This window comes from Loktanella fryxellensis (assembly GCF_900110065.1).
In the GTDB taxonomy this organism is placed as follows: domain Bacteria; phylum Pseudomonadota; class Alphaproteobacteria; order Rhodobacterales; family Rhodobacteraceae; genus Loktanella; species Loktanella fryxellensis.
Map to the genome: position 1 here is coordinate 63,656 of NZ_FOCI01000003.1, position 24,442 is coordinate 88,097.

The following is a 24,442-nucleotide window of genomic DNA, read 5'->3' on the forward strand; positions in this document are numbered from 1 at the left end:
CTCTTTACTCCCTGAAGCGCGACAGCAGCATCGACCCGTTGGTGCCGCCGAACCCGAACGAATTGGTCATGATCGTGTCCAGCCCGGCGTCGTCGACCCGCGTGGTGGCAATCTCGGCCGGATCGAGGGCGGGGTCCAGCGTTTCGACGTTGATCGAGGGGGCGATGAAGTCGTCCTGCAGCATCAGCAGGCAATAGACCGCCTCCTGCACGCCTGTCGCGCCTTGGCTGTGGCCGGTCATCGACTTGGTCGAGCTGATGGGTGGGGTGCTGCCCCGGCCGAAGACGCGGCGGACCGCCTCGACCTCGCCCACGTCGCCGACGGGGGTGCTGGTGCCGTGCGCGTTGATGTAGCTGATCTTGCGGCCCTCGGGCAGGGTCTGCAGGGCCAGCCGCATCGCCCGTTCGCCGCCTTCGCCGGACGGCGCCACCATGTCGGCCCCGTCGGACGTCGCGGCGAAACCGGTGACTTCTGCATAGATCCTGGCGCCACGCGCCTGCGCCGCCTCCAGCGTTTCCAGCACGACGATGCCGCCGCCGCCCGCGATCACGAACCCGTCGCGGCCCGCGTCGAACGCGCGCGAGGCTTTCGTCGGCGTGTCGTTGTACTTGCTGCTCATCGCGCCCATCGCGTCGAAGAGGCACGACAGCGTCCAGTCCAGCTCCTCGCCGCCACCCGCGAACATGATGTCCTGCGTGCCCAGTGCGACCTGCTGTGCCGCCATGCCGATGCAGTGCAGCGACGTGGAGCAGGCGGAGGTGATGGAAAAGTTCATGCCCTTGATGTGGAACGCCGTCGCAAGGTTGGCGCTGACGGTGGAAGCCATCGTCTTGGGCACCGCGAACGGCCCGATCCGTTTGGTGGCACCCGTCGCCAGCACCGACTGGTGGGCTGCGAACATCGCGGATGTGGACGGCCCGCCGGAGCCTGCGATCACGCCGGTCATTGGGTTGACGACCTGTGCGTCACTCAACCCCGCGTCGGCGATGGCCTGCTGCATCGCGATATGGGCGTAGGCGGCGCCTGGCCCCATGAAACGCAGGGTGCGCTTGTCCACGTGGTCGGCCACGTCCAGTTTGATCGTGCCCGCGACACGGCTGCGAAAGCCGTGTTCGGCCATCTCGGGCGAAGCCTCGATGCCGCTGGTTCCGGCCTTCAGTGCAGCCATGACCTCGGTTGCTGTGTTGCCGATCGGGGACACGATCCCCAGGCCGGTGATGACGACGCGTCGCATGGGCGCTCTCCTCAGATGACCCGGCCTGTTTAGGCCACTCGGGTCACGGGCCGCAACCACAATGCCGCAGGCATCGTGCCGTGCCGCACGCGATGCACGGGGGCCAGCCCCCCGTCCGCCAGCGGACTCCCCCCGGAGTAATTGCAAAAACGCGAGGAGCGGAGCCGGATGGCGAAGCGGGCGACCCGCGCGGCGGGGGCAGGGGCCGTCGTATTGTCTGGGCTGCGGATGCTGCCGCCGGCGCTTGATTTCGAGAGCGGAACGTGAGGGCCGGGTGGTGCGGTCAGCTCTCGCTGAGTGCCACCTTCATGTCGTTGACCTGATAGATCACGTCGCCGTCCGCCTCGACGATGCCGTCGGCGACGCCCATCGTCAGGCGGCGGGTCTGGATCGCCTTGGTGAAGTCGATCTTGTAGGTCAGCCGCCTGCGGTCCGGGCGGACCATGCCGGTCAGTTTCACCTCGCCCACACCCAACGCATAGCCGCGCCCCTGCCAGCCCCGCCAGCCGAGGTTGAAGCCCGTCAGCTGCCACAACCCGTCGAGGCCGAGGCAGCCAGGCATGATCGGGTTGCCCGGAAAGTGACAGTCGAAGAACCACAGGTCCGGCGTGATGTCGAACTCGGCCACGACGTGACCCTTGCCATGCGCGCCGCGGTCGCCAGAGATGTCGGTGATCCGGTCCATCATCAGCATCGGCGGTGCGGGCAGCTGCGCGTTGCCCGGACCGAAGAGCTCGCCACGGGCGCAGGCCAACAGGGCGTCCTTGTCGAAGGTGGTCGGGAACTGGGTCATGTCGATCCTTTCGGCGCAGGGCCTGACGTTGTGGGCCGTCCGGACAGGTGTCGTGACGGGTATCGTGACGGGCGTCGTGGCGTCCGGGCGTGTTAGCACCCTGTGCAGAACGCTGGCAAGTCCGGCAACCCGCGCCGCCGCGATACCACGTCGCGGCGAAAGGCGTTGATCTGGCTGCTTTCCACGCCATATACATCCCGTATGAGCGAATTCGCGACTTTGACCGACATGACGACCGACAGGGCGAGCGCGTGGCTGGCAACGGCCGGTCTGCGCCCGACGCGCCAGCGCGTGACGCTGGCCGCACTGCTGGTGGGCGACGGGGCCGATCGCCATGCCACCGCAGAGGGTCTGTTCGCCGCCGCCGCCGGGTGCGACGGACGCGTGTCACTTGCGACGGTCTACAACACCCTGCGCGCGTTCTGTGCCGCCGGGGTGTTGCGGGAAATCACGGTGGACGGCGCGAAAAGCTATTTCGATACCGACATGGGCGATCACCCACATTTCTATTGGGAAGATACAGCCGAATTGACGGATGCCCCGCGCGAGGCGCTGGAAATCCGTCGCCTGCCGCAGGCGCCCGCAGGGGCAGAAGTGGTCGCGGTCGATGTCGTGATCCGTCTGCGCCGCTGCTGAGGCAGGCCGCGCCGCGTCAGAACCACTGACCGGGCTCCATCAGGCCCAGATCAAGCAACTGACGCGATTCCCACCGGAACGGTTCCGAATTGTGCCAGCGAAAACTGTGGATATGGGGTGCCGATCCGGCATTGCGGCGCAGCGCCTTGGCGGTGCGGAACGAACATAGGGCCGCCGTCAGACTGTTGTGCCACGGACAGGCATAGGTGTTGTATTCCGGGTCGTTGAAGGTGTGCGACGCAGTCAGGCGCAGCCCGGGCCGCGCCCGGAACAGCGACACCCGGTCGATGCGCCTGCGCGGGGCGGGCACGTGTTCCTCGAACCGCCAGCGCAACCCCCCGAAGAAATCCAGCTGCCGTTCGCAGAATTCGCCGTCCCGATCCTTGCGCGCCAAGGCGTAATAACCCGACCTGTCCAGATGGGCGTCCGGGCGGCTGACCGCCGTCGGATGGGCGGACAGGTCGCCCGCATACAGATCGACGACATAGGTCAGAAGACTGTCGCGCCGCTCCTCGGTCGAGAAGGCCAGCATCTCTCCCACGGTGCGCGTCTCGCAGAAGGGATAGAACAGGTATTCGGTATTGTAGCCGTAGAAGATCCATTGCCCCGGTGCTGCGTCGATCACGCCGTTGACCACCGTCGTCAGCGCATCCGGCGACAGCATGTCGTGGTGCACGCGGATGATGTGCTCCTCCAGCGCGTGGTCCACGGCGATCTGTGCCGCGCCGACAGCCACCACGACGCGAAAGCCAGCGTCGATGTGGTGGCGCAGGGTGCTGTCCACCTCGACCGCGTCTTCCATCAGGATCAGGGCGATCGGGCCCTTGGACAGGACATCGCGCCCTTGGGTCAGAAAGGCGTTGAGGCTGGTATGGATCATGGGGGCTGGGTCCGTCTGCGGCGCAGGCAACGGTCGGCGAAATCGCCTTGCATTGCAAGCCCGGCCCGGCGGCGATATGCACGGCGGGTCCGCGTCCCCCGCCCGTCAGGTAACACCCATGTCAGCGTCATCCCCGTCCCAGCCACGCAAGCTGTTCATCAAGACCTACGGGTGCCAGATGAACGTGTACGATTCAGAGCGCATGGCCGAGGCGCTGGGTAGCGAAGGATACGTCACGACCGACAGGCCCGACGACGCGGACATGATCCTGCTGAACACCTGCCACATCCGCGAAAAGGCCGCTGAAAAGGTCTATTCCGAACTGGGCCGCCTGCGGGTCCTGAAGGATGCGAACCCCGACCTGAAGATCGGCATCGCCGGATGCGTGGCACAGGCCGAGGGCGAGGAGATCATGCGCCGCGCCCCCGTGGTCGATCTGGTGGTCGGACCGCAAAGCTATCACCGCCTGCCCGCCATGGACCGCGCCGTGCGGGGCGGCGCCAAGGCGCTCGACACCGATTTTCCGGCGGATGACAAGTTCGACACGCTGAAGGCCCGCCCCAAGGCCCGCCGTGCGCCGGCAGCCTTTCTGACGGTGCAGGAAGGCTGCGACAAGTTCTGCGCCTTTTGCGTGGTCCCCTATACCCGCGGGGCAGAGGTCAGCCGCCCGGCCGCCAAGGTGCTGACGGAGGCGCGCGATCTGGTCGCTGCCGGTGTCGCCGAGCTGACACTGCTGGGGCAGAACGTGAATGCCTATCACGGGCATCCGGGCGGGCTGGCGGGGCTGGTGCGCGATCTGGCCGCGATCGACGGGTTGCAGCGCATCCGATATACCACCAGCCACCCCAACGACATGGACGCGGCCCTGATCTCGGCGCATGGCGACTGCGACAAGCTGATGCCCTATCTGCACCTGCCGGTGCAGTCCGGGTCCGACCGCATCCTCAAGGCGATGAACCGCAAGCATACTGCCGACCACTATCTGCGGTTGGTCGAGCGGATCAAGGCGTCCCGGCCCGATCTGATGCTGTCGTCCGATTTCATCGTGGGCTTTCCGGGAGAGACCGAGGCGGATTTCGAGGCGACGCTGGACCTGATCCGCGAAGTCGCCTTCGGGCAGGCCTATTCGTTTAAGTATTCCACCCGCCCCGGCACGCCTGCGGCCGAAAAACCGCAACTGCCCGAGGAGGTGATGGCCGACCGTCTGGCACGGCTGCAGGCCCTGCTGACGCAGCAGCAGCGGGCGGTGCAGCAGTCCATGGTGGGTCGCACCGTGGGCGTGCTGTTCGAGAAGCCGGGCCGCATCGCGGGGCAGATGATCGGCAAGTCCGACTATCTGCATGCCGTCTATGCGGACGCCCCGGCGGATGTGATCGGTCAGGTGCGCCCGGTCAGAATCACCACCTCCGGACCGAACTCGCTGGGCGGTGTGCTGGCGGGTTGAGCGGCTGATCCGTTCGCGGTTGTCATTCAATCCGCACGGCAATCCGGCATTGTCCAACCGGCGGCGTCAAAACGCCGGTTTTTCACCAAATCATCGGCCAATACTTGCCAACATGGTGAACATAATGTGTTATGCCCGCCAAAGCATACCGCTGCTGGTGTGCCAGTCCAATCAAGAGGTGTCCGTCGTGGTTTCCAGCCCGTCCCGTATCGCGAAGACCGCACTGGCGGGATTGCTCGCGCTGACCGCCATCGCCGGCACGAGTGCCACAGCCCAGCAATCGGCGCGGGGCGAGATCTATGAACCCGCGATCTGGATCGACCCGGACGGCTGCGAACATTGGGCGCTCGACGATGGGGCCGAAGGCTTTATGTCGCCGCACCGCACGCGCGACGGTCGCCCGGTGTGCCACCGGTCCGAGATCTGCGGCGTGATCCCGACCGACACGCTGTTCGCCACCGACCGCTACGACATCAGCCCCGCCGGTCGGGTGACGCTGCAGAATTTTTTCAACACGGCCAATGCGTTCGGCTTCATGATCTATGGTCACACCGACAGCCGGGCGTCCGACGAATACAACATCAGCCTGTCCAACAACCGGGCCTTTGCCGTGGCCAACATCGCGCAGGCGACCGGCAAGCGGATCGTGGATGTCAAGGGGTTCGGCGAGCGGACACCGATTGCCGACAACAACACAGCCGCCGGGATGCAGCAGAACCGCCGCGTCGAAATCTATTGCGTGCGCTAGGAGCATGACCGTGAACACATTGAAAATTGCGGGACTTCTGGTCGCTGGCCTGGCGCTGTCGGCCTGCGCGGATCAGGCCGTGGGTCCCAACAAGGGCTTTGATCGCGGCATCAATTCGCACAGCCTGTCGACGCTGGTCGCTGGCATCTGGGTCGATCCGAACGGCTGCGACCATTGGATCATCGACGACGGCATCGAAGGTTACATGTCGGAGCGGATGACCCCCGATGGACGCCCTGTCTGCTCCGGCGTAGCCCCGCCGAACACTGCTGTCGGCCCGTTCAAGGCCGGATCGTCCATTCCCGATCCGGTCAGGGCCGCAAACTTCCGCTGATCGCTGCGCCATGCATCACAAAGGCCACGGACCCTGCGTCCGTGGCCTTTTGCGTGCCGCCCGTTTGCCGGGCACCGGTGCATCGGGTCGCAGATCATGCCGGTCATGTGAACCTGCGGGCTTGTCTTTGCACCCCCGCAGCGCCACGTTGAACCCATAGCCCTTTGATCCCGGAGATCCGCTTGTCCATTGGTGCCCTGACCCCGACCGCCGAAACCGTATCCGAATCGGTGCTGGAGTTTCCCGACAACTTTCTGCTGATCGACCTGTGCGGCCCCTACGACCGCAACCTGACCGCGATCGAGAGTGCGATGGGCGTTCAGGTCCTGCGGCGCGGCAACCGGCTCGAGGTCGTGGGCCCGGAGGGTGCCCGCAAGGACGCGCTGGACATCCTCAAGTCGCTTTACGAGCGGCTTGAGTCCGGCAAGACGTTGGAACCTGGCGACATCGACCGCGAACTGCGCGCCCACCCGGACCTGTCGCTGACACCCGGCGATCAGCGCGAACTGTTCAAGGGCGAGCTGGCCGACCGGGTCGAGATCAAGACCCGCAAGAAGCTGGTGGAACCGCGCACCGACGCACAAAAGGCGTACGTGCGCGCATTGTTCGAGAACGAGCTGTGTTTCGGCATCGGGCCTGCGGGGACGGGCAAGACCTACCTCGCCGTGGCCGTCGCGGTGAACCATTTCATCAGCGGCAACGTGGACCGGATCATCCTGTCGCGCCCCGCCGTCGAGGCGGGCGAAAAGCTGGGCTATCTGCCCGGCGACATGAAGGACAAGATCGACCCCTACATGCAGCCGCTCTATGACGCGCTGAACGATTTCTTCCCCTCCAAACAGGTGCAGAAGCTGATCGAGGAGAAGCGGATCGAGATCGCCCCGCTCGCCTTCATGCGGGGTCGGACGCTGGCCGGGGCCGCCGTCGTGCTGGACGAGGCGCAGAACGCCACGACCATGCAGATGAAGATGTTCCTGACCCGTCTGGGCGAAGGGTCGCGCATGGCGATCACCGGCGACCGCACCCAGATCGACCTGCCGCGCGGCGTAACGTCCGGTCTGTGGGAGGCGGAGCGTCTGCTGAAGAACATCCCCAAGATCAACTTCAGCTACTTCACCTCCAAGGACGTGGTGCGTCACCCGCTGGTCGCGCGCATCATCGAAGCCTATGAGGCGGACGCGGAAAAGCAGGCGTAGGGCCATGACCGTCGATTGCCTGACAGAGGACCCGCGCTGGGATGCGCTGGGGCTGGAGGCGCTGGCGGTGACGGCCAGCGACGCCGCCCTGCGCGCGCTGGATCTGGACCCGGATGAGTGGGAGATCAGTCTGCTTGGCTGCGACGACGCCCGCATCACCGTGCTGAATGCCGATTTCCGCGACAAGCCGACGGCCACCAACGTGCTGTCATGGCCGTCCGACGAGCGTGGGGCTGAGGTGGCGGGCGACATGCCGGACCCGCCGGATGCGGACGATCCCGAACTGGGCGACATCGCCATCGCCTATGACACCTGCGCGGCAGAGGCGCTGGCGGCGGACAAGCCGCTGGCGGATCACGTTACGCATCTGATCGTCCACGCGACCCTGCACCTGCTGGGCTTCGATCACGAGGATGACAGCGACGCCACCCTGATGGAGGGGCTGGAGACGCGGATACTTGCGCAGATGGGTCTGGACGATCCATACCGCGCCTGACGGTCGCCGCGCCGTGGCCACAGCACGGGACCGCACCGCCATGACACGCACCCCGCAGGATTTGGACCGCCACCGGGCTCTGCCGACGGATCGGTTGTGGCGTCTGGGACGATGGCCGCGCGCGGCGGCTCTGGTGCTGCTGGGCATCCTCGTGGCACTGGGCATGGCCCCGCTGGACTGGTGGATCGTCGCCGTCCCCGCCTGGGGCGTGGTGCTGGCCGTGCTGGCAGGCGCACCGGGACTGCGCGCCGCGGGGTTCGCCGCGCTGTTTGTGGGATTGGGATATTTCGGCTTCACCCTGCGCTGGTTGATCGAGCCGTTCCTGATCGATGCCGCGACATGGGGCTGGGCCGCACCCCTGGCGGTCAGCCTGATGGCATTGCGAGAGACGCTGTTCTGGGTCGCGGGCACACTGCTGGCCCGCTGGCTGACACCCGCGCCGGGGACCGCGCGGCTAATGGCGCTGGTCCTGTCGCTGACGCTGGCCGAGGCGTTGCGCGGCTATCTGTTCACCGGGTTTCCATGGGGCCTCATCGGGCACGTCCTGATCCCGACGCCGTGGGCGCAGCTTGCGGCCCATGGCGGGCCGCATCTGCTGACGCTGCTGGTGCTGACGGTGGCGGCGGGGCTGGTCATGGCGGCCGGGCGGCGCTGGGCGGGCTTTGTTCCGCTGATCGCTGCCGTGGGCATGGCCCCGTTGCTGGTGCCGCCGCCGGTGCCGGGTGACCCCGCAGCCCCGGTGATCCGCATCGTGCAGCCCAATGCGCCGCAGGACCAGAAATGGGACCCGGCGCAGAACCTGATCTTTTTCCAGCGCATGATCGCCTATTCGCAGGCCGCGCCGCGCCCCGCCGCCATCGTCTGGCCGGAAACCGCCGTGCCGGTGCTGCTGGACTATGCGCAGCCCGAACTGGGGCAGATCGCCGCAGCGGCGGCTGGCGTGCCGCTGGTCACCGGGGTGAACCGCAGTCAGGATGGCCTTTATTACAACTCCCTCGTCGTGGTGGGGGCGGGGGGGCAGGTCACCCAGACCTATGACAAGGCGCATCTGGTGCCCTTCGGCGAATACGTCCCCTTTGGCGAGGTGCTGTTGCGCCTTGGCGTGCAGGGGCTGGCCACGTCGCAGGGCGGCGGGTTCGCCAAGGGGCCGGTGCCGCAACCGCTGATCGATCTGCCGGGCATCGGGGCTGCCCGCGCGCTGATCTGCTATGAAGGGATTTTCGCAGAGGAAATCGCGACCCCCGAACGCCCGCGTCTGCTGATGATGATCACCAACGACGCGTGGTTCGGCAAGGGCGCCGGGCCCGCGCAGCACCTGATGCAGGCGCGGTTGCGGTCGATCGAACAGGGACTGCCGATGGTGCGGTCGGCCAACACTGGCATCAGCGCGATGATCGACGCCCATGGCCGCATCCGCGCGATGATCCCGCTGGATCAGGCGGGGTACGTCGATGCGGCGCTGCCTGCAGCGCTTGGGCCCACGGCCTACGTCAGGTGGGGCGACTGGCCGGTGCTGGCGCTGGTGCTGACCGGTCTTGCGGCGCTTGCTGCGCGGCGGCGGTGGCGGCGTTAGCCATTGACCATGCGGGGCGGCCTGCGTAACCACGCGGCTGACCCGCCACAACGGCTTCCTGACGTGGCGGGATTGTACATACCGGAGCACGTCCCCATGGCACGCCAAGACTACATCTTCACCTCTGAATCCGTGTCGGAGGGGCACCCTGACAAGGTCTGCGACCGCATTTCCGACAGCATCCTCGACGCCTTTCTGGCCGAAGAACCGGAGGCGCGCGTCGCCTGCGAAACCTTTGCCACCACCAACCGCGTGGTGATCGGCGGCGAAGTCGGCCTCGGGACCGAAGCCGCCACGCAAGAGCTTCTGGCAAAGGTCGACAGCATCGCCCGCGCCGCGATCGCCGACATCGGCTACGAACAGGACAAGTTCCACCACGCCACCTGCGAGATCACGAACCTGCTGCACGAGCAGTCCGCGCATATCAAGCAGGGCGTCGATGCCAGCGGCGACAAGCCAGAGGGTGCGGGCGATCAGGGGATCATGTTCGGTTTCGCCACGCGCGAGACGCCGGAGCTGATGCCGGCACCCATCCAGTATGCCCACGCCATCCTGCGGCGTCTGGCCGAGGTCCGTAAATCGGGCGAGCAGCCCACGCTGCGCCCGGATGCGAAAAGCCAGATCAGCCTGCGCTATGTGGACGGCAAGCCCGTCGAGGTCACGTCCATCGTGCTGTCCACCCAGCACAGCGACGAACGCCAGACCAGCGCCGACATCCGCGCCATCGTGGAACCCTACATCCGCGAGGTCCTGCCGGAAGGGTTCATCACCAACGACACCGCGTGGTGGGTGAACCCCACGGGCACCTTCGTCATCGGTGGACCCGACGGCGATGCGGGCCTGACCGGGCGCAAGATCATCGTGGACACCTATGGCGGTGCGGCGCCCCACGGCGGCGGCGCGTTTTCGGGCAAGGATCCGACCAAGGTGGACCGGTCTGCCGCCTATGCGGCGCGGTATCTGGCCAAGAACATCGTGGCCTCCGGCATGGCGGACAAGTGCACGTTGCAGCTGTCCTATGCCATCGGCATCGCCCAGCCCCTGTCGGTCTATGTCGATCTGCACGACACCGGTCAGGTCGACGAGGCTGCCGTGGAACGGGCGATCCGCGCGACCATGGACCTGACGCCACAGGGCATCCGCACCCATCTGGGCCTGAACCGTCCGATCTATGCGCGCACGGCGGCCTATGGCCACTTCGGCCGTGCGCCGATGGACGACGGCGGATTCAGCTGGGAACGCACGGACCTGACCGATGCGCTGACCCGCGCCGTCTGATCGGTCGAACACCATGGACAGGGGGGGCGTGACAGGCTGTCGCGCCCCCCTGTCCACGTCTGCACGGACCCTGCGGTGGTCCCGGTGCGGCCGGGCGCTATCTGTGGACTTCACTCATCACATCAAGGACATGACGCCCATGCGCACCGCCCTGACGCTTGCCGCCATCCCCGTCACCCTCGCCGGTCTGCTGGCCACCGCCGCCAGCGCCGAAATCGTGGGGGAATACCATTCCTACACCGTGGACGACACCACGTTCGAAGGCTACGTCGCCACCAACACCGATCTGGAAACGCCGCGCGGCACCGTGCTGATCGTGCACGACTGGGACGGCATGACCGAATACGAGGAACGCCGCGCCGACATGCTGGCCGCACTCGGCTATACCGCCTTTGCCATCGACGTCTATGGTGCCGACGCCGACCCGCAGGGGATGGAGGAGTATCAGGCGCTGTCCGGTGCCCTGTATCAGGACCGCGACCTGTTCCGCGAACGGCTGATGGGATCGATCGCCGAGGCCGCGAACATCACCGGCGCCACCGAGAACATGGTGATGATGGGCTATTGCTTCGGCGGTGCCGCGGCGCTGGAAGCCGCCCGTGCCGGGGCCGAACTGGACGGGTTCGTCAGCTTTCACGGCGGCCTCGACCTGCCCGAAGGGCAGGATTACAGCGGTGTCGCGGCCCCCGTCATGGTGTTCCACGGCAGCGCCGATCCGGTGTCAGACATGACCGCTTTTGGCGCACTGATGAGCGGGCTGGCCGAGGCCGGCAAGACCGCGAACGCGCAGGTCTATGGCGGTGCGCTGCACAGCTTTACCGTCTATGGCTCCGACGACTACGATCTGAACGCGGATCAGGCATCCTGGGCCGGGCTGCAGACGTTCCTGTCAGACACGTTCTGACGACGGCCTCGGCGGCATCCTGAACGGAGTGCCGCCCAGACCGCACGCCGGTTGTGGTGCCGCCGGTGCGGCATTGCCGCAAAGGTGCCGCCGGGTTGCGACCGCGGACACGAGGCGCTAAAGCGCCGCCATGCAGGATGATCCCGACCAGACCGCCGACACCGACGACCGCCATCCCTCCGGCGCGCCGTGGCGCAATTTCTATGGCCGCTTCCGCGGCAAGACGATCCGCGCCAGCCAGCAGGACTATCTGGAGAACGATCTGGACGCCCTGTCGCCCGGCCCGGTCGGCTGGGACGTGAACCCGGACCGCAAAGCCCTCGACCCAGCGGCGATCTTTGGCGGCAAGCCGGTCTGGCTCGAGATCGGGTTCGGCGGCGGCGAACACCTGATCGGCATGGCGCAGCGCTATCCCGAGGTCGGCATCGTCGGCTGCGAGCCCTTCATCAACGGTGTGGCGATGCTGCTGGGCAAGATCCGGCGCGCAGGTGTCGCGAACCTCGCGGTGCATCCGGGCGACGCGCGCGATCTGTTCGACGTGCTGCCGGATGGTTGCGTGCACAAGGCGTTCCTGAACTATCCCGACCCGTGGTTCAAGAACCGGCACCACCGTCGCCGCTTCGTCACGCAGGAACACCTGATACCGCTGTTCCGCGTGCTGGCACCGGGGGCGGAGTTTCGCGTCGCCACCGACATCCCCGATTACGTGCGCCAGACGCTGGCCGAAGTGCCGAAGGCGGGCTTTGTGCTGGAAACGCCGTTGCCCACCGGCATGGCTGAGCCGTGGGACGACTGGGTGCGCACCCGCTATGAACAAAAGGCCCTGCGCGAGGGGCGGTATCCCCATTACCTGACCTTCCGCAAGCCCGGCTGATCCGGGACGGGTCCGGCGCTGTCGCCCGCGACAGCGGTCAGGACGTCTCGCCCGCCGTTCCTTGATGCCACCCCTCTGGCACCGGGTCCTGCGCTGGGCTAAGGCTGCGTGACCAGCACGAAGGAAGCCCGCATGTCCGCCCATGGCACCCCCGTTCCGATGACCGCCCGCGCCTCTGGCCCGCTGAAAGGCGAAGCCTGCGTGCCCGGCGACAAGTCGATCTCGCACCGCGCGCTGATCCTTGGTGCGCTCAGCGTCGGAGAGACGCGGATCACCGGCCTTCTGCTGGGCGACGACGTGCTCGACACCGCCCGCGCGATGCGCGCCTTCGGTGCGACCGTGACCGACCACGGCGGCGGCACGTGGAGCGTGCAGGGCGTGGGCGTGGGCGGTTTCGCCGAACCCGCGGGCGTGATCGACTGTGGCAATTCCGGGACCGGCGTGCGGCTGATCATGGGGGCGATGGCGACGACGGGGATTACCGCGACCTTCACCGGCGACGCCAGCCTGTGCGGCCGCCCGATGGGCCGCGTCACCGACCCGCTGGCGCTGTTCGGCACCCGCGCCGTGGGCCGCGCCGGTGGCCGTCTGCCGATGACGATTCGAGGGGCGGACGACCCGCTGCCCGTGCGCTACACCGTGCCCGTGCCGTCCGCGCAGGTGAAATCCGCCGTGCTGCTGGCAGGCCTCAACGCTCACGGCGAGACGGTGGTGATCGAACGCGAGGCGACCCGCGACCATACGGAACGGATGCTGGCGGGTTTCGGCGCCGACATCAGCGTCGAGCAGACCGACGAGGGGCGCGTCATCACCCTGCGCGGGCGGCCAGAGCTGCAGGCCCAGAGCATCGCCGTGCCGCGCGACCCGTCCAGCGCGGCGTTTCCGGTCTGTGCCGCGCTGATCGTGCCGGGCTCCGACGTGCTGGTGCCGGGCATTGGCCTGAACCCCACCCGTGCGGGCCTGTTCACCACCTTGCAGGAGATGGGCGCAGATCTGAGGTTCGAGAACATGCGCGAGGAAGGCGGCGAACCTGTCGCCGACCTGCGGGCGCGCTATTCGCCTGATATGCAGGGCATCAGCGTGCCACCGGCCCGCGCCGCCAGCATGATCGACGAATACCCGGTGCTGTCCGTCGTCGCGGCCTTTGCCAGCGGCGTCACCGACATGCAGGGCGTGAAGGAGTTGCGGGTCAAGGAAAGCGACCGCATCGACGCCATGGCACAGGGTCTGCGCGCCGCAGGCGTCACGGTGGACGAAGGCGACGACTGGTGGCGCGTCACGGGCTTGGGCAGCGGCAACGTGCCGGGCGGCGCCACGGTGGCCAGCCGCCTCGACCACCGGATCGCGATGGCGTTCATGGTGATGGGGCTGGCCACGCAAGGACCGATGCAGGTCGACGACGGCAGCCCGATCACCACGTCCTTCCCGATCTTCGGCCCGCTGATGACCGCGCTCGGTGCCAACATCGGCCCGTCGCCGGCATGAGCTTTACCATCGCCATCGACGGCCCGGCCGCCGCCGGCAAGGGCACCCTCGCGCGCGCACTCGCCGCGCATTACGGGTATGCCTATCTCGACACCGGGCTGCTCTACCGCGCCGTGGGCGCGCGGATGCTGGCGGGCGACGAACCAGCCGCCGCCGCCCGCAGCCTCGATCCCGCCGACCTCGATCCCACCATCCTGCGCACGCAGACGGTCGCAGAGGCCGCCAGTCAGGTCGCCGTCCTGCCCGCCGTGCGCGTAGCCCTCGTGGCGTTCCAGCAGGATTTCGCCCGTGCGGGGCAGGGGGCCGTCCTCGATGGCCGCGACATCGGCACGGTGATCTGCCCGCAGGCCGAGGTGAAGCTTTTCGTCACCGCCAGCGCCGAGGTTCGCGCCGACCGCCGCATGCGCGAGCTGCTGGACGCAGGCCAACCCGCCGACCCCGCCGTGATCCTGGCAGAGGTCATCGCCCGCGACCGCCGCGACGCCGACCGCAGCACTGCCCCGCTGGTGACCGCCTCCGACGCCACGCTGATCGACACGACCGACCTGACCCCCGCGCAGGCGCTGTCCCGTGCCATCGCCGTGGTCGAGGCGCGCCGCCCGGCCTGAGGCGCAGCCCCGGCCGTCCCCTTCTTCTGGTTGAAAATATCCCACGGGGGTCCGGGGGTGTGAAACCCCCGGTCTTGCCACGTGTCACCTTGGCCCCTGCGGCACCCTGCCACGCGGATGCCTGTCGCCGCGCCGCCTGCACACCCTATCTTCGGCATACCCCGCAGGAGCCTGCCCATGCGCTACCTCGTCCTCCTCGCCCTCACCCTCGCCGCGCCTGCGACAGCGCAGACCGCGCCACCCAATGCCACCACCTTCGCCTCCATCGACGGCGGCACGCTGTCGCTGGACGACTGGGCGGGGCAGCCGGTGCTGGTGGTCAACACCGCATCGCTGTGTGCCTATGCGCCGCAATTGACGGCCCTGCAGACCCTTTACGACACCTACAAGGACGAGGGTCTTATGGTGCTTGCCGTCCCCTCGGACGACTTCAATCAGGAACTGGCGACCGGGGCAGAGGTGAAGGATTACTGCGAGCTGCAGTATGGCATCGACCTGCCGATGACCGACATCACGCCCGTGACGGGGGCCGAGGCGCACCCGTTCTACCGGCGCGTCAGGGCCGAGACGGGGTTCGAGCCGGGCTGGAACTTCAACAAGATCCTGCTGGACGGGCAGGGGGCTGTGGTCGGCACATGGGGATCGCCTGCCGATCCGATGGGTCGGCAGATCACCGATGCGGTGACGCCCCTGCTGGACTGACCCATTGCACAGGGCATGTGCGCCGAACCCCCCTCGCGGCTGCGCTGCCACCAGTTATATCCGAACCAGTTTAACCCGCCGAGGATACACCCCATGCTGATCGACGACCTGAACTGGCGTTATGCCACGAAAAAGATGGACCCCGCCCAGCCCGTGCCCGAAGGCAAGGTCGCGGCCATCCTCGACGCGCTGCGTCTGGCCCCGACATCGAGCGGTCTGCAGCCGTTCGAAGTGTTCGTCGTGACCGACGCCGACACGCGCGCCAAGCTGACCGCCGCCGCCTATGGCCAGAGCCAACTGACCGACGGCAGCCATGTCCTCGTCTTTGCGGCATGGGACAACTATACCGAAGCGCGCGTCGACATGGTCCGGGACGAGACCGGTGCGGCCCGCGGTGGCGTCACCGATCAGGTCAAGGAATACTATCAGGGTCTCAAGGACCGTCTGCTGGGCCAGACGCCCGCCGAGGATTTCGAGCACGCCGCCCGTCAGGTCTATATCGCACTGGGTGTGGCGCTCGTTGCCGCAGCCGAGCAAAAGGTCGATGCCACTCCGATGGAAGGGTTCGATCCCGCACAGGTCGATGCGGTCCTCGGTCTGGCGGACAAGGGTCTGAAGTCTGTCGTCGTCATGCCGCTGGGCTACCGTGCGTCCGAAGGCGACTGGCTGGCCGGTCAGGTCAAGGTGCGCCGCGATCCGTCGCAGCTGTTCACCCGCATCGACTGACGGCCCGCGCGCGCCAAGGCTTGCGATCCGCGGCCCGTTGGACTATAACGCGGGGGCTGAAGCATCGAGACAGGTGCGCGCATGAGACTCGAGCAGGGTCGGTATCATACCGGCCCTGTTGTTTTATGTGCGGCTCGGACGTTCGGCCAAACCGCAATTCAAAGACCGGCGGAGACAACCGCACGGCCCGTATAAAACGCAAGATTAGGAAATCAGCGCCACATGGCAAGCAACACAAGCATGGAAGAATTCGAAGCCCTTCTGAACGAGAGCTTCGAGATCGATACGCCCGCAGAGGGCTCGGTCGTCAAAGGTCGCGTCATCGCGATCGAGGCCGGTCAGGCGATCATCGACGTCGGCTACAAGATGGAAGGCCGCATCGACCTCAAGGAATTTGCAGAACCCGGCGAAGAACCGAACATCAAGGTCGGTGACGAAGTCGAAGTGTTCCTGCGTCAGGTGGAAAACGCCCGTGGCGAAGCCGTCATTTCGCGTGAAATGGCCCGCCGCGAAGAAGCGTGGGACCGTCTGGAGAAGGCCTATGCCGACGAGGACCGTGTCGATGGCGCGATCTTCGGCCGCGTGAAGGGTGGCTTCACCGTGGATCTGGGCGGCGCCGTGGCGTTCCTGCCCGGCTCTCAGGTCGATGTGCGCCCGGTGCGCGATGCCGGCCCGCTGATGGGCCTGAAGCAGCCGTTCCAGATCCTCAAGATGGACCGTCGCCGGGGCAACATCGTGGTCTCGCGCCGCGCGATCCTGGAAGAATCCCGTGCCGAACAGCGTGCCGAAGTCATCGGTAACCTGACCGAAGGTCAGGACATCGACGGCGTGGTCAAGAACATCACCGAATACGGCGCCTTCGTCGATCTGGGTGGCGTCGATGGTCTGCTGCACGTCACCGACATGGCCTGGCGCCGGGTCAACCACCCGAGCGAGATCCTGTCCATCGGCGAGACGATCAAGGTGCAGGTCATCAAGATCAACAAGGAAACCCACCGCATCAGCCTTGGCATGAAGCAGCTGCAGGCCGATCCGTGGGATGCCGTGGAACAGAAGTACAGCCTCGAATCCACCCACACGGGCCGCGTGACCAACATCACGGACTACGGCGCATTCGTGGAGCTGGAGCCGGGCGTCGAAGGTCTGGTTCACGTCTCCGAGATGTCCTGGACCAAGAAGAACGTCCACCCCGGCAAGATCGTCTCGACCTCTCAGGAAGTCGAAGTGATGGTGCTGGAGATCGACAGCGCCAAGCGTCGCGTGTCGCTCGGCCTGAAGCAGACGCAGCGCAATCCGTGGGAAGTGTTTGCCGAAACGCACCCCGAGGGTACCGAAGTCGAAGGCGAAGTGAAGAACATCACCGAATTCGGTCTGTTCATCGGCCTCGACGGCGACATCGACGGCATGGTCCACCTGTCGGACCTGACCTGGGATGGCCGTGGCGAGGACGTGATCGGCGACTTCCGCAAGGGCGACATGGTCAAGGCCAAGGTCTCCGAAGTGGATGTCGAGAAGGAGCGCATCTCGCTCTCGATCAAGGCGCTGGATTCCGATCCCTTCGCTGATGCCATCGGTGGCGTGAAGCGCGGTTCGATCATCACTGTCGAAGTGACCAAGATCGAGGATGGCGGCATCGAAGTGGAATATGAGGGCATGAAGTCCTTCATCCGCCGCTCTGATCTGTCGCGCGACCGGGCCGAACAGCGCCCCGAGCGTTTCGGCGTGGGCGACAAGGTCGACGTGCGCGTGACCAACATCGACAGCAAGACCCGCAAGCTGGGTCTGTCGATCAAGGCCCGCGAGATCGCCGAAGAGAAAGAAGCGATCGACCAGTACGGCTCGTCCGACTCGGGTGCATCGCTTGGCGACATCCTGGGTGCGGCGCTGAAGGGCGACAACTGATCCCTGACGTCGTCTGTGACCGACCTTGGCCCCGCCGGAGCGATCCGGCGGGGCTTTTTCATCGGCGCGGGGACGGGCCTGTCAACTCCTTGCGGCACGCTGGCCGGGCCGATTGGTTCCGACCTATCCACAGGAAAGCGCGGTATCTTTCGGCAGGGCCTGCACAAACACGCTATTTCGTGATCCGCAGTTACCCCCTATAGTCGCGCCGATGGGCCATGTGCCGAGACAGCCTGCGGGGTCGCCGATGATTCGTTCCGAACTGATCCAGAAGATCGCCGAAGATAACCCGCACCTGTTCCAGCGTGACGTGGAGCGGATCGTGGCGACCATCTTTGACGAGATCACCGGTGCATTGGTGCGGGGCGAGCGCGTCGAACTGCGCGGTTTCGGCGCGTTTTCCGTCAAGAAGCGCGACGGGCGCGTCGGACGGAACCCGCGCACCGGTGAGGCGGTTGAGGTCGAGGAGAAGCATGTGCCGTTCTTCAAGACCGGCAAACTGCTGCGCGACCGTCTGAACGGCGCGTGATCCGGGTCTGCTGCCAACAACAAGGACACCTGCCGTCGTGAAAACACTCAAGTATCTGTTCTGGGGCGCGTTTGCCCTCGTTCTCGTTGTCATCGGCCTCGTGAACCGCGACCCGGTTACGCTGCAGGCGATGCCGCAGGCGTTTGCGGATCTGTTCGGCATTTCGCCGCAGGTGACGCTGCCGCTGTTCATCGTGATCTTCTTTGCCATCGGCATGGGCCTGTTGCTGGGCCTGATCTGGGAATGGATCCGCGAATACCCCGAACGCGCCGAAAACCGCGCCCGTGCCAAGGAAATCGCCAGCCTGCGCCGCGAGATCGCCGAGTTGCGTGCCGTCAGTGCCAGTCCCAAGACCGGCGACGACATCATCGCGCTGCTGGATGCACCCAAGCGCCAGATCGCCTGAGCCTTGTCCATCCGCATCAAGATCTGCGGCCTGCGCACGCCCGACGATGCGCGGGCGGCGGCCGTCAACGGCGCCACCGACATCGGGCTGGTATTCTTTCCCAAATCACCGCGCCACCTGTCATTCGCCGCAGCAGCCGCTGTGGCCGCAGCAGCGCCGCCGGGCATTCGCCGTGTCGCGCTGACCGTTGATCCGACTGATGATGATCTGACCGCCTTGCTGCAGGCGGTGCCAGTCGATCTGCTGCAATTGCACGGGCACGAATCGACAGCGCGGGTCGCCGCCATCCGTGCGGCGCATGGTGTGCCCGTGATGAAGGCGGTTGGGATCGCATCCGTCGCCGATCTGGATGCCCTTTCCGCCTACATGGCGGTATCGGATGCGGTTCTGGTCGATGCGAAGCCGCCCGCGGACGGCGACCTTCCGGGCGGCAACGGGCTGTCCTTTGACTGGCGGTTGCTGGTGGGGCGGACGTGGCCGGTGCCGTGGATGCTGGCCGGGGGCCTGCGCCCCGACAACGTGGCAGAGGCGATCCGGCTGACCGGTGCGCCGGGGGTCGATGTGTCGTCCGGCGTGGAATCCGCGCAGGGCGTCAAGGATGCCACGCTGATCGCCGATTTCTGCGCCGCGGTTCGCAGCGCCTGACACAGGTTGACCGCAGCCGCCTTGTGGCACGCTGACCGCTTTACCCCGCACGCCTGCAGGAGTAGGTCTGTCGCCACACCAAAGTAGGGAAACCGCCATGCCTGACGATCTTTTCAACAGCTTCATGAACGGTCCCGACGACAAGGGCCGCTTCGGCGACTACGGCGGGCGCTTCGTGTCCGAGACGCTGATGCCGCTGATCCTCAGCCTCGAGGCGGAGTACGAGAAGGCCAAGACCGACGACAGCTTCTGGGCCGAGATGCATGACCTGTGGACGCATTACGTCGGCCGTCCCAGTCCGCTTTACTTCGCCGAACGGCTGACCGACCATCTGGGCGGCGCCAAGGTCTACATGAAGCGCGACGAGCTGAACCACACCGGCGCGCACAAGATCAACAACGTGCTTGGGCAGATCATCCTCGCCCGTCGCATGGGCAAGAGCCGCATCATCGCGGAAACCGGTGCCGGGCAGCACGGCGTGGCGACCGCCACCGTCTGTGCCAAGTTCGGCCTGCAATGCGTCGTCTACATGGGTGCGCACGACGTCGAACGTCAGGCCCCCAACGTGTTCCGCATGCGCCTGCTGGGGGCAGAGGTGATTCCCGTCACCTCGGGTCGCGGCACGCTGAAGGATGCGATGAACGACGCCCTTCGCGACTGGGTGACGAACGTGCGCGACACCTTCTATTGCATCGGCACCGTGGCGGGTCCGCACCCTTATCCCGCGATGGTCCGCGATTTCCAGTCGATCATCGGCAAGGAGGTCCGCGAACAGATGCAGGCCGCCGAAGGTCGTCTGCCCGACACGCTGATCGCCGCCATCGGTGGCGGATCGAACGCGATGGGCCTGTTCCACCCGTTCCTCGACGACAAGACCGTGAACATCATCGGGGTCGAGGCGGGCGGCAAGGGCGTGAACGAGAAGATGGAGCATTGTGCGTCATTGACCGGCGGGCGTCCCGGCGTGCTGCACGGCAACCGCACCTATCTGCTGCAGGACGACGACGGCCAGATCCTCGAAGGGTTCAGCATCAGCGCCGGCCTCGACTATCCGGGGATCGGGCCGGAACATGCGTGGCTGCACGACATCGGGCGGGCGCAATACGTCAGCATCACCGACGTCGAGGCGCTGGAGGCGTTCCAGTTGTGCTGCGCGCTGGAGGGAATCATTCCCGCGCTGGAACCGTCCCACGCGCTGGCCCACGTGATGAAGATCGCGCCGACGCTGCCTGCAGATCACCTGCTGGTGATGAACATGTGCGGGCGTGGTGACAAGGACATCTTCACCGTGGCCAAGCACCTCGGCTTCGATATGAAGATCTAAACCAAGGTTTAGACGCCTGTATCGCAGGTTTGACGGCGGGGCATTTCAACCTCTGGTCGACAGACAGGCTGGCTGTCTGGGTGCAATTCATGCCGCAGCAGCCGGCACAGGGTCGGTGGCATCACGAAAGGATACCCGATGAAGCACCTGTTCCTTGCAACCACCGTCATGGCCGGTCTGACCGTCACGGCCGCGTCGGCCCAGTCCATCGCCGATCAGGTCATCAGCCAGCTGACCGCCGAGGGTTACAGCCGGATCGAAGTCGACACCGGCCCCAACCAGGTCAAGGTGGAAGCCATCCGTGGCAACCGCGAACTGGAAGTGATCTACGATGCCCGCACCGGTGCCGTGCTGAAGTCCGAGACCTCTGCGGTCGGTGCCGATGACGATACACGTCCGGGGATCGAGCGCGACACCAGCGATCGCGACTTCTTCCGTGGCGGCCGTGACCTCGACGATGACGATGACGACCGCGACGATGATCGCGATGATGACCGGGACGACGACCGCGACGACGACCGGGACGACGACCGCGATGATGATCGCGACGATGACGACGACCGCGACGACGACCGTGACGACGACCGCGACGATGATCGCGACGACGATGACGACGACCGCGACGATGATCGCGACGATGACGACGACAACGATGACGACGACGGCGACGACGACTGATACGCTGCCATCGACGACGATGCCAAGCGTGCCGTTGGCCTCCCGTCTTGTGGACGGGAGGCCGCTTTTCAAAGGGATGACGATGTCCGCCTTGCGCCTGATTCTGGCCTTCCTGCTGCTGATGCCCGCCGCAGCCTCTGCGCAATCCGTGCAGGAATCGATCATCGCGCAGTTGCGCGACCAGGGCTTCGGCCAGATCGAGGTCAGCCGCACGCTGCTGGGGCGCGTCGTCGTGCGGGCCCGCAGCGCGGAACTGGACCGTGAACTGGTCTTCAACCCCACGACGGGAGAGATCCTGCGCGACTATTGGGACGAGATCGGCAGCGACGATTTTGCCGCCCCGCGTGTCATGGTCCCGGGCAACGACGATGACGACGGCCCCCGTCGGTCGTCCGGTTCGGGTTCTGGCTCCGGCTCCGGTTCGGGTTCGGGTTCCGGCTCCGGTTCAGGGGGCGGCAGCGGGGCGTCTGGCGGCGATGACGATGACGACGACGACGATGACGACGACGACGATGACGACGATGACGACGACGATGACGACGGAGACGACGACTGATGCGCAGGCCGGATCGCAGCCGCATGGGCGTGATGGTCGTCGTGGCCGTTCAGATCCTGTGCGCAGTGTTTTTCGTGGCAAACATCCTGATGTCGGTCCTGGGCCTTGCCCCGATCAGTTGGCAGGTCAGCGAGCTCATCGAACTGGGTGCCGCCTTTGGCCTGCTGCTGGGGGTGATCGTCGGCATCGTCGTGTTGCGCCGCACGCTGGCGCGGTCCGACCTGATGGAAAGCCGTCTGCAACGCGCGTCGGGCGCATTCATGGCGGGGCTCTACGCCCGGTTCGACGAATGGCAACTGACGCCCGCGGAACGTGATGTGGCCCTGTTCGCGATCAAGGGTCTGTCGGGGGCAGAGATCGCCGCCCTGCGCGGCGTGAGCGAAGGCACCGTCAAGGCGCAGAGCAACGCGATCTACCGCAAGGCGGGGGTCAGCGGGCGTGGGCAGTTGCTCAGCCTGTTCCTCGACGATCTGATGGTGCTGCCGACTGCCGCTCAGTCGGCTGGCGTGGTGGCCCCGGTGGTGTCGGACGTCCCGTCGCTTGCCGACGGGACCGGTGTGTCGGCTGCGGTCGCGGCATCCGGTGTGCCGTCGACTGTCGCCGCACCACCCTCCAGCGGCGCTGCCTGACCTGTTGCACCGCGCGACTGATCGTCAGCGACACGCCGCAGATCGAGGATGTCGAGGTCGGATTCCAGCAGCGGCTGTGGCATCAGGATGCGGACGTGGTCAGGCTCCGCCTGCGTTACGACGCCGACGATGGGCCACAGGGTGCCGTCGCTCTCGTTTTCCGGCGGAAGCTCGGCATAGGGCAGGGGTGTCGCATCGGCGACAAAGCCTGTCGCCGTCAGGATCATCGCACCCTCGATCAGGTCGATGCGGCCCGTCAACCGTTGCGATCCGGTCGTTTTGTCGATCACGAACCCGGTGCCGTCTGCCGTGATCGTGCAGGCGAACGGCGCATAGACCGTCAGATCCGTCAGGCCCCCCAGTTTCAGCGTGCGGCAGGTCCAGTCGCCGGGCAGACTGGTCTGGATCGGCGACACCGGCGTGCCCGCCAGCGCGTCCTGCAGCAGATCCACGTCGCCGCGTGTGCCGCCCGCCATGGCGCGCAGCAACGCGCGACCTACCGTCGCCTCAACCCCGGCCAGACGCGGTGCATCGGCGGCGCGGATCGGTCCGGTGGCGGCACGCGGTGGATCGGTGGCTGGCGTGGTAACGGAAGCTGCGTCCTGTGCGGACGCTGTGCAGGCGACGACCAAAAGGGCCGTCGCGGCCAGCGTCGCTCGCCTCACTCCGGCACCGCGTAGCGGCGCAGGATGTCGATGGGCACGATCTCCAGCGCGCGGACATGGGTGGCGTGCAGGTTGACCAACGGCGCGCAGCCTTCGTCGTGGGCCTGCATGAAGCGGCCCGCGCACAGGCACCACCCGTCGCCGGGCTTCAAGCCCGGAAATCCATAGTCGGGCTGCGGCGTGGACAGGTCGTTGCCGACGTATTTCGAGAATGCGAGGAATTCGGCCGTCATCACCGCGCAGACCGTGTGGCTGCCGCGATCCTGCGCGCAGGTATCGCAGACCCCGTTGCGGAAATAGCCGGTCATGGGCGCGGTCGAACAGGTGGCAAGCGTGCTGCCGAGGACATTGAAGGAGGGATCTTTTTCCATGTCTCATCCTAACCCCGCGCGGTGCCGGTGGAAAGGGCGGGGTCGTCGCAGCCGATGTGTGCCGTCAGCGAAAGCGGTCCTTCAACCGCTCCAGCGGGCCCCGCGTGTCGGGCACGTCCGGCGCTGCGGGCAGGGAGGCAGCAGGCGTCGCGGCCGCCTTGCCGGTCGAGGATCGCGGCGGAGCCACCCGCAGGGCAATGGCATTCAGGAACCTGTCCGGCTGCCCCGCCATAAGCGCCGCCACCCCGTCGGACAGGCCGCGCAACAGGTCGTCCAGCCAGTCCTGATCGGCCTTGGCGAAGTCGTGCAGCACATAGCCCGGCACCCGGTCCTTGTGCCCCGGATGCCCCACGCCCAGCCGCACCCGGTCGTAATCCGCGCCGATATGCGCATGGATCGATCGCAACCCGTTGTGCCCCGCATGACCGCCGCCGGTCTTGACCCGCACCTTGGCGGGGGCAAGGTCGATTTCATCGTGGAACACGATCACGTCGGCGGGCGCGATCTTGTGAAAGGCGCAGGCGGCCTGGACGGCACGCCCCGATTCGTTCATGAAGGTGCCGGGTTTCAGCAACAGCACCTTGTCGGGTCCCAGCCGCCCTTCGGACACTTCGCCCTGGAACTTGGCCCGCCACGGGGCAAAGCCGTGATCGCCCGCGATCCGGTCCAGCGCCATGAAGCCGATGTTGTGACGGTGGCCCGCATATTGCGCGCCGGGATTGCCAAGGCCAACGAGAAGTTTCATGTCCCCTCCATACCCGGTCGGGCCGCCCGGCGAAAGGGGACCGGCGGACGTGAAAAGGGGCCCCGCAGGGCCCCGTTCCGG

General features: G+C 66.4%; 27 protein-coding genes, 1 pseudogene and 1 riboswitch. Of the genes and pseudogenes, 22 read left to right on the forward strand and 6 right to left on the reverse strand.

Annotation, left to right across the window (positions count from 1 at the left end):
* Window positions 1–4: 4 nt before the first annotated feature.
* Both BMX16_RS03655 and fabA read right to left on the reverse strand, forming a co-directional pair.
* Complete coding sequence (locus tag BMX16_RS03655) at window positions 5–1,234, reverse strand: beta-ketoacyl synthase N-terminal-like domain-containing protein (RefSeq protein ID WP_089898865.1); 1,230 nt, start codon at window positions 1,232–1,234, stop codon at window positions 5–7.
* A gap of 283 nt (window positions 1,235–1,517) precedes the next feature.
* Complete coding sequence (gene fabA, locus BMX16_RS03660; RefSeq protein ID WP_089898868.1) at window positions 1,518–2,027, reverse strand: bifunctional 3-hydroxydecanoyl-ACP dehydratase/trans-2-decenoyl-ACP isomerase; 510 nt, start codon at window positions 2,025–2,027, stop codon at window positions 1,518–1,520.
* A gap of 201 nt (window positions 2,028–2,228) precedes the next feature.
* Between fabA and irrA the strand changes: the two genes are divergently transcribed.
* Window positions 2,229–2,663, forward strand: a complete 435-nt coding sequence (irrA, locus tag BMX16_RS03665; protein ID WP_089899202.1) for an iron response transcriptional regulator IrrA — start codon at window positions 2,229–2,231, stop codon at window positions 2,661–2,663.
* A 16-nt stretch (window positions 2,664–2,679) separates the two neighbouring features.
* Here irrA and BMX16_RS03670 read toward each other — a convergent pair whose 3' ends face one another.
* Complete coding sequence (locus tag BMX16_RS03670) at window positions 2,680–3,543, reverse strand: hypothetical protein (protein WP_089898871.1); 864 nt, start codon at window positions 3,541–3,543, stop codon at window positions 2,680–2,682.
* Between the two features lie 118 nt (window positions 3,544–3,661).
* On the opposite strand from BMX16_RS03670, the gene miaB reads away from it, so the two are divergent.
* The 21 genes from miaB to BMX16_RS03775 all read left to right on the forward strand — a co-directional run bounded on the left by miaB (window position 3,662) and on the right by BMX16_RS03775 (window position 22,580).
* Window positions 3,662–4,987, forward strand: a complete 1,326-nt coding sequence (miaB, locus tag BMX16_RS03675) for a tRNA (N6-isopentenyl adenosine(37)-C2)-methylthiotransferase MiaB (RefSeq protein ID WP_089898873.1) — start codon at window positions 3,662–3,664, stop codon at window positions 4,985–4,987.
* A 178-nt stretch (window positions 4,988–5,165) separates the two neighbouring features.
* Window positions 5,166–5,735: an OmpA family protein gene (locus BMX16_RS03680; RefSeq protein ID WP_425434000.1), complete on the forward strand. Its 570-nt coding sequence runs from the start codon at window positions 5,166–5,168 to the stop codon at window positions 5,733–5,735.
* A gap of 10 nt (window positions 5,736–5,745) precedes the next feature.
* On the forward strand, window positions 5,746–6,069 hold the full coding sequence (locus BMX16_RS03685; RefSeq protein ID WP_245731264.1) for a hypothetical protein: 324 nt from the start codon (window positions 5,746–5,748) through the stop codon (window positions 6,067–6,069).
* A 182-nt stretch (window positions 6,070–6,251) separates the two neighbouring features.
* Window positions 6,252–7,265 (forward strand): PhoH family protein, encoded by a 1,014-nt coding sequence (locus BMX16_RS03690; protein ID WP_089899205.1) that lies wholly within the window; start codon window positions 6,252–6,254, stop codon window positions 7,263–7,265.
* A 4-nt stretch (window positions 7,266–7,269) separates the two neighbouring features.
* Window positions 7,270–7,761, forward strand: coding sequence for an rRNA maturation RNase YbeY (gene ybeY / locus BMX16_RS03695; protein ID WP_089898884.1), 492 nt, complete (start codon window positions 7,270–7,272; stop codon window positions 7,759–7,761).
* 40 nt (window positions 7,762–7,801) lie between these two features.
* Window positions 7,802–9,334, forward strand: a complete 1,533-nt coding sequence (lnt, locus tag BMX16_RS03700; RefSeq protein WP_089898886.1) for an apolipoprotein N-acyltransferase — start codon at window positions 7,802–7,804, stop codon at window positions 9,332–9,334.
* A 39-nt stretch (window positions 9,335–9,373) separates the two neighbouring features.
* Window positions 9,374–9,423, forward strand: a riboswitch (SAM-SAH riboswitch).
* Between the two features lie 7 nt (window positions 9,424–9,430).
* Window positions 9,431–10,612, forward strand: coding sequence for a methionine adenosyltransferase (metK, locus tag BMX16_RS03705; protein WP_089898889.1), 1,182 nt, complete (start codon window positions 9,431–9,433; stop codon window positions 10,610–10,612).
* A gap of 139 nt (window positions 10,613–10,751) precedes the next feature.
* Window positions 10,752–11,516 (forward strand): dienelactone hydrolase family protein, encoded by a 765-nt coding sequence (locus BMX16_RS03710; protein WP_218139813.1) that lies wholly within the window; start codon window positions 10,752–10,754, stop codon window positions 11,514–11,516.
* Window positions 11,517–11,646: 130 nt separating this feature from the next.
* Entirely contained in the window at window positions 11,647–12,390 is a 744-nt protein-coding gene (gene trmB / locus BMX16_RS03715; protein ID WP_089898897.1) for a tRNA (guanine(46)-N(7))-methyltransferase TrmB, read from the forward strand.
* A gap of 132 nt (window positions 12,391–12,522) precedes the next feature.
* On the forward strand, window positions 12,523–13,875 hold the full coding sequence (gene aroA, locus BMX16_RS03720; protein ID WP_089898901.1) for a 3-phosphoshikimate 1-carboxyvinyltransferase: 1,353 nt from the start codon (window positions 12,523–12,525) through the stop codon (window positions 13,873–13,875).
* The gene (locus BMX16_RS03725; RefSeq protein WP_089898904.1) at window positions 13,872–14,483 is read left to right on the forward strand and encodes a (d)CMP kinase; all 612 of its coding nucleotides are present in this window, start codon (window positions 13,872–13,874) and stop codon (window positions 14,481–14,483) included. The genes aroA and BMX16_RS03725 overlap by 4 nt, the downstream gene beginning before the upstream one ends.
* Window positions 14,484–14,660: 177 nt before the next feature.
* Window positions 14,661–15,185 carry a glutathione peroxidase gene (locus BMX16_RS03730; protein ID WP_089898906.1) on the forward strand — a complete coding sequence of 175 codons (525 nt, stop codon included), beginning with the start codon at window positions 14,661–14,663 and terminating at the stop codon, window positions 15,183–15,185.
* 93 nt (window positions 15,186–15,278) lie between these two features.
* Window positions 15,279–15,911: a nitroreductase family protein gene (locus BMX16_RS03735; RefSeq protein WP_089898909.1), complete on the forward strand. Its 633-nt coding sequence runs from the start codon at window positions 15,279–15,281 to the stop codon at window positions 15,909–15,911.
* 222 nt (window positions 15,912–16,133) lie between these two features.
* The gene (rpsA, locus tag BMX16_RS03740) at window positions 16,134–17,813 is read left to right on the forward strand and encodes a 30S ribosomal protein S1 (protein ID WP_089898912.1); all 1,680 of its coding nucleotides are present in this window, start codon (window positions 16,134–16,136) and stop codon (window positions 17,811–17,813) included.
* A 247-nt stretch (window positions 17,814–18,060) separates the two neighbouring features.
* Window positions 18,061–18,342, forward strand: coding sequence for an integration host factor subunit beta (gene ihfB / locus BMX16_RS03745; protein ID WP_089898915.1), 282 nt, complete (start codon window positions 18,061–18,063; stop codon window positions 18,340–18,342).
* Window positions 18,343–18,379: 37 nt separating this feature from the next.
* Complete coding sequence (locus tag BMX16_RS03750; RefSeq protein WP_089898918.1) at window positions 18,380–18,748, forward strand: lipopolysaccharide assembly protein LapA domain-containing protein; 369 nt, start codon at window positions 18,380–18,382, stop codon at window positions 18,746–18,748.
* 3 nt (window positions 18,749–18,751) lie between these two features.
* Complete coding sequence (locus BMX16_RS03755; RefSeq protein ID WP_089898923.1) at window positions 18,752–19,393, forward strand: phosphoribosylanthranilate isomerase; 642 nt, start codon at window positions 18,752–18,754, stop codon at window positions 19,391–19,393.
* Window positions 19,394–19,490: 97 nt separating this feature from the next.
* On the forward strand, window positions 19,491–20,717 hold the full coding sequence (trpB, locus tag BMX16_RS03760) for a tryptophan synthase subunit beta (RefSeq protein ID WP_089898927.1): 1,227 nt from the start codon (window positions 19,491–19,493) through the stop codon (window positions 20,715–20,717).
* Window positions 20,718–20,855: 138 nt separating this feature from the next.
* Window positions 20,856–21,395 (forward strand): PepSY domain-containing protein, encoded by a 540-nt coding sequence (locus BMX16_RS17540; protein WP_177174559.1) that lies wholly within the window; start codon window positions 20,856–20,858, stop codon window positions 21,393–21,395.
* Window positions 21,343–21,951, forward strand: a complete 609-nt coding sequence (locus tag BMX16_RS17545) for a hypothetical protein (RefSeq protein WP_245731268.1) — start codon at window positions 21,343–21,345, stop codon at window positions 21,949–21,951. Before BMX16_RS17540 ends, BMX16_RS17545 begins: the two co-directional genes overlap by 53 nt.
* Window positions 21,951–22,580 (forward strand): helix-turn-helix transcriptional regulator, encoded by a 630-nt coding sequence (locus BMX16_RS03775; protein ID WP_218139814.1) that lies wholly within the window; start codon window positions 21,951–21,953, stop codon window positions 22,578–22,580. The genes BMX16_RS17545 and BMX16_RS03775 overlap by 1 nt, the downstream gene beginning before the upstream one ends.
* Window positions 22,581–22,630: 50 nt before the next feature.
* On the opposite strand, the pseudogene BMX16_RS17895 reads toward BMX16_RS03775, so the two are convergent.
* From BMX16_RS17895 to pth, 3 genes and pseudogenes are all read right to left on the reverse strand, one after another.
* Window positions 22,631–23,245 (reverse strand): annotated as a pseudogene (locus BMX16_RS17895) (DUF4893 domain-containing protein); the annotation flags it as partial.
* The gene (locus BMX16_RS03785; protein WP_089898933.1) at window positions 23,242–23,616 is read right to left on the reverse strand and encodes a DUF2237 family protein; all 375 of its coding nucleotides are present in this window, start codon (window positions 23,614–23,616) and stop codon (window positions 23,242–23,244) included. The pseudogene BMX16_RS17895 and the gene BMX16_RS03785, both read right to left, overlap by 4 nt.
* A 64-nt stretch (window positions 23,617–23,680) precedes the next feature.
* Window positions 23,681–24,361, reverse strand: a complete 681-nt coding sequence (pth, locus tag BMX16_RS03790) for an aminoacyl-tRNA hydrolase (RefSeq protein WP_089898936.1) — start codon at window positions 24,359–24,361, stop codon at window positions 23,681–23,683.
* Between the last annotated feature and the right edge of the window lie 81 nt (window positions 24,362–24,442).

Excerpts from the sequence above, each read along its gene's own strand:
- BMX16_RS03670 (WP_089898871.1), bottom strand. The coding sequence starts at position 3,543 with ATGATCCATACCAGCCTCAACGCCTTTCTGACCCAAGGGCGCGATGTC.
- fabA (WP_089898868.1), bottom strand. The coding sequence starts at position 2,027 with ATGACCCAGTTCCCGACCACCTTCGACAAGGACGCCCTGTTGGCCTGC.
- BMX16_RS03710 (WP_218139813.1), top strand. The coding sequence starts at position 10,752 with ATGCGCACCGCCCTGACGCTTGCCGCCATCCCCGTCACCCTCGCCGGT.
- pth (WP_089898936.1), bottom strand. The coding sequence starts at position 24,361 with ATGAAACTTCTCGTTGGCCTTGGCAATCCCGGCGCGCAATATGCGGGC.
- ihfB (WP_089898915.1), top strand. The coding sequence starts at position 18,061 with ATGATTCGTTCCGAACTGATCCAGAAGATCGCCGAAGATAACCCGCAC.
- trpB (WP_089898927.1), top strand. The coding sequence starts at position 19,491 with ATGCCTGACGATCTTTTCAACAGCTTCATGAACGGTCCCGACGACAAG.
- rpsA (WP_089898912.1), top strand. The coding sequence starts at position 16,134 with ATGGCAAGCAACACAAGCATGGAAGAATTCGAAGCCCTTCTGAACGAG.
- BMX16_RS03725 (WP_089898904.1), top strand. The coding sequence starts at position 13,872 with ATGAGCTTTACCATCGCCATCGACGGCCCGGCCGCCGCCGGCAAGGGC.
- lnt (WP_089898886.1), top strand. The coding sequence starts at position 7,802 with ATGACACGCACCCCGCAGGATTTGGACCGCCACCGGGCTCTGCCGACG.
- irrA (WP_089899202.1), top strand. The coding sequence starts at position 2,229 with ATGAGCGAATTCGCGACTTTGACCGACATGACGACCGACAGGGCGAGC.
- BMX16_RS03785 (WP_089898933.1), bottom strand. The coding sequence starts at position 23,616 with ATGGAAAAAGATCCCTCCTTCAATGTCCTCGGCAGCACGCTTGCCACC.
- ybeY (WP_089898884.1), top strand. The coding sequence starts at position 7,270 with ATGACCGTCGATTGCCTGACAGAGGACCCGCGCTGGGATGCGCTGGGG.
- BMX16_RS17545 (WP_245731268.1), top strand. The coding sequence starts at position 21,343 with ATGATCGCGACGATGACGACGACAACGATGACGACGACGGCGACGACG.
- miaB (WP_089898873.1), top strand. The coding sequence starts at position 3,662 with ATGTCAGCGTCATCCCCGTCCCAGCCACGCAAGCTGTTCATCAAGACC.
- BMX16_RS03655 (WP_089898865.1), bottom strand. The coding sequence starts at position 1,234 with ATGCGACGCGTCGTCATCACCGGCCTGGGGATCGTGTCCCCGATCGGC.
- BMX16_RS03735 (WP_089898909.1), top strand. The coding sequence starts at position 15,279 with ATGCTGATCGACGACCTGAACTGGCGTTATGCCACGAAAAAGATGGAC.
- aroA (WP_089898901.1), top strand. The coding sequence starts at position 12,523 with ATGTCCGCCCATGGCACCCCCGTTCCGATGACCGCCCGCGCCTCTGGC.
- trmB (WP_089898897.1), top strand. The coding sequence starts at position 11,647 with ATGCAGGATGATCCCGACCAGACCGCCGACACCGACGACCGCCATCCC.
- metK (WP_089898889.1), top strand. The coding sequence starts at position 9,431 with ATGGCACGCCAAGACTACATCTTCACCTCTGAATCCGTGTCGGAGGGG.
- BMX16_RS03730 (WP_089898906.1), top strand. The coding sequence starts at position 14,661 with ATGCGCTACCTCGTCCTCCTCGCCCTCACCCTCGCCGCGCCTGCGACA.
- BMX16_RS17540 (WP_177174559.1), top strand. The coding sequence starts at position 20,856 with ATGAAGCACCTGTTCCTTGCAACCACCGTCATGGCCGGTCTGACCGTC.
- BMX16_RS03775 (WP_218139814.1), top strand. The coding sequence starts at position 21,951 with ATGCGCAGGCCGGATCGCAGCCGCATGGGCGTGATGGTCGTCGTGGCC.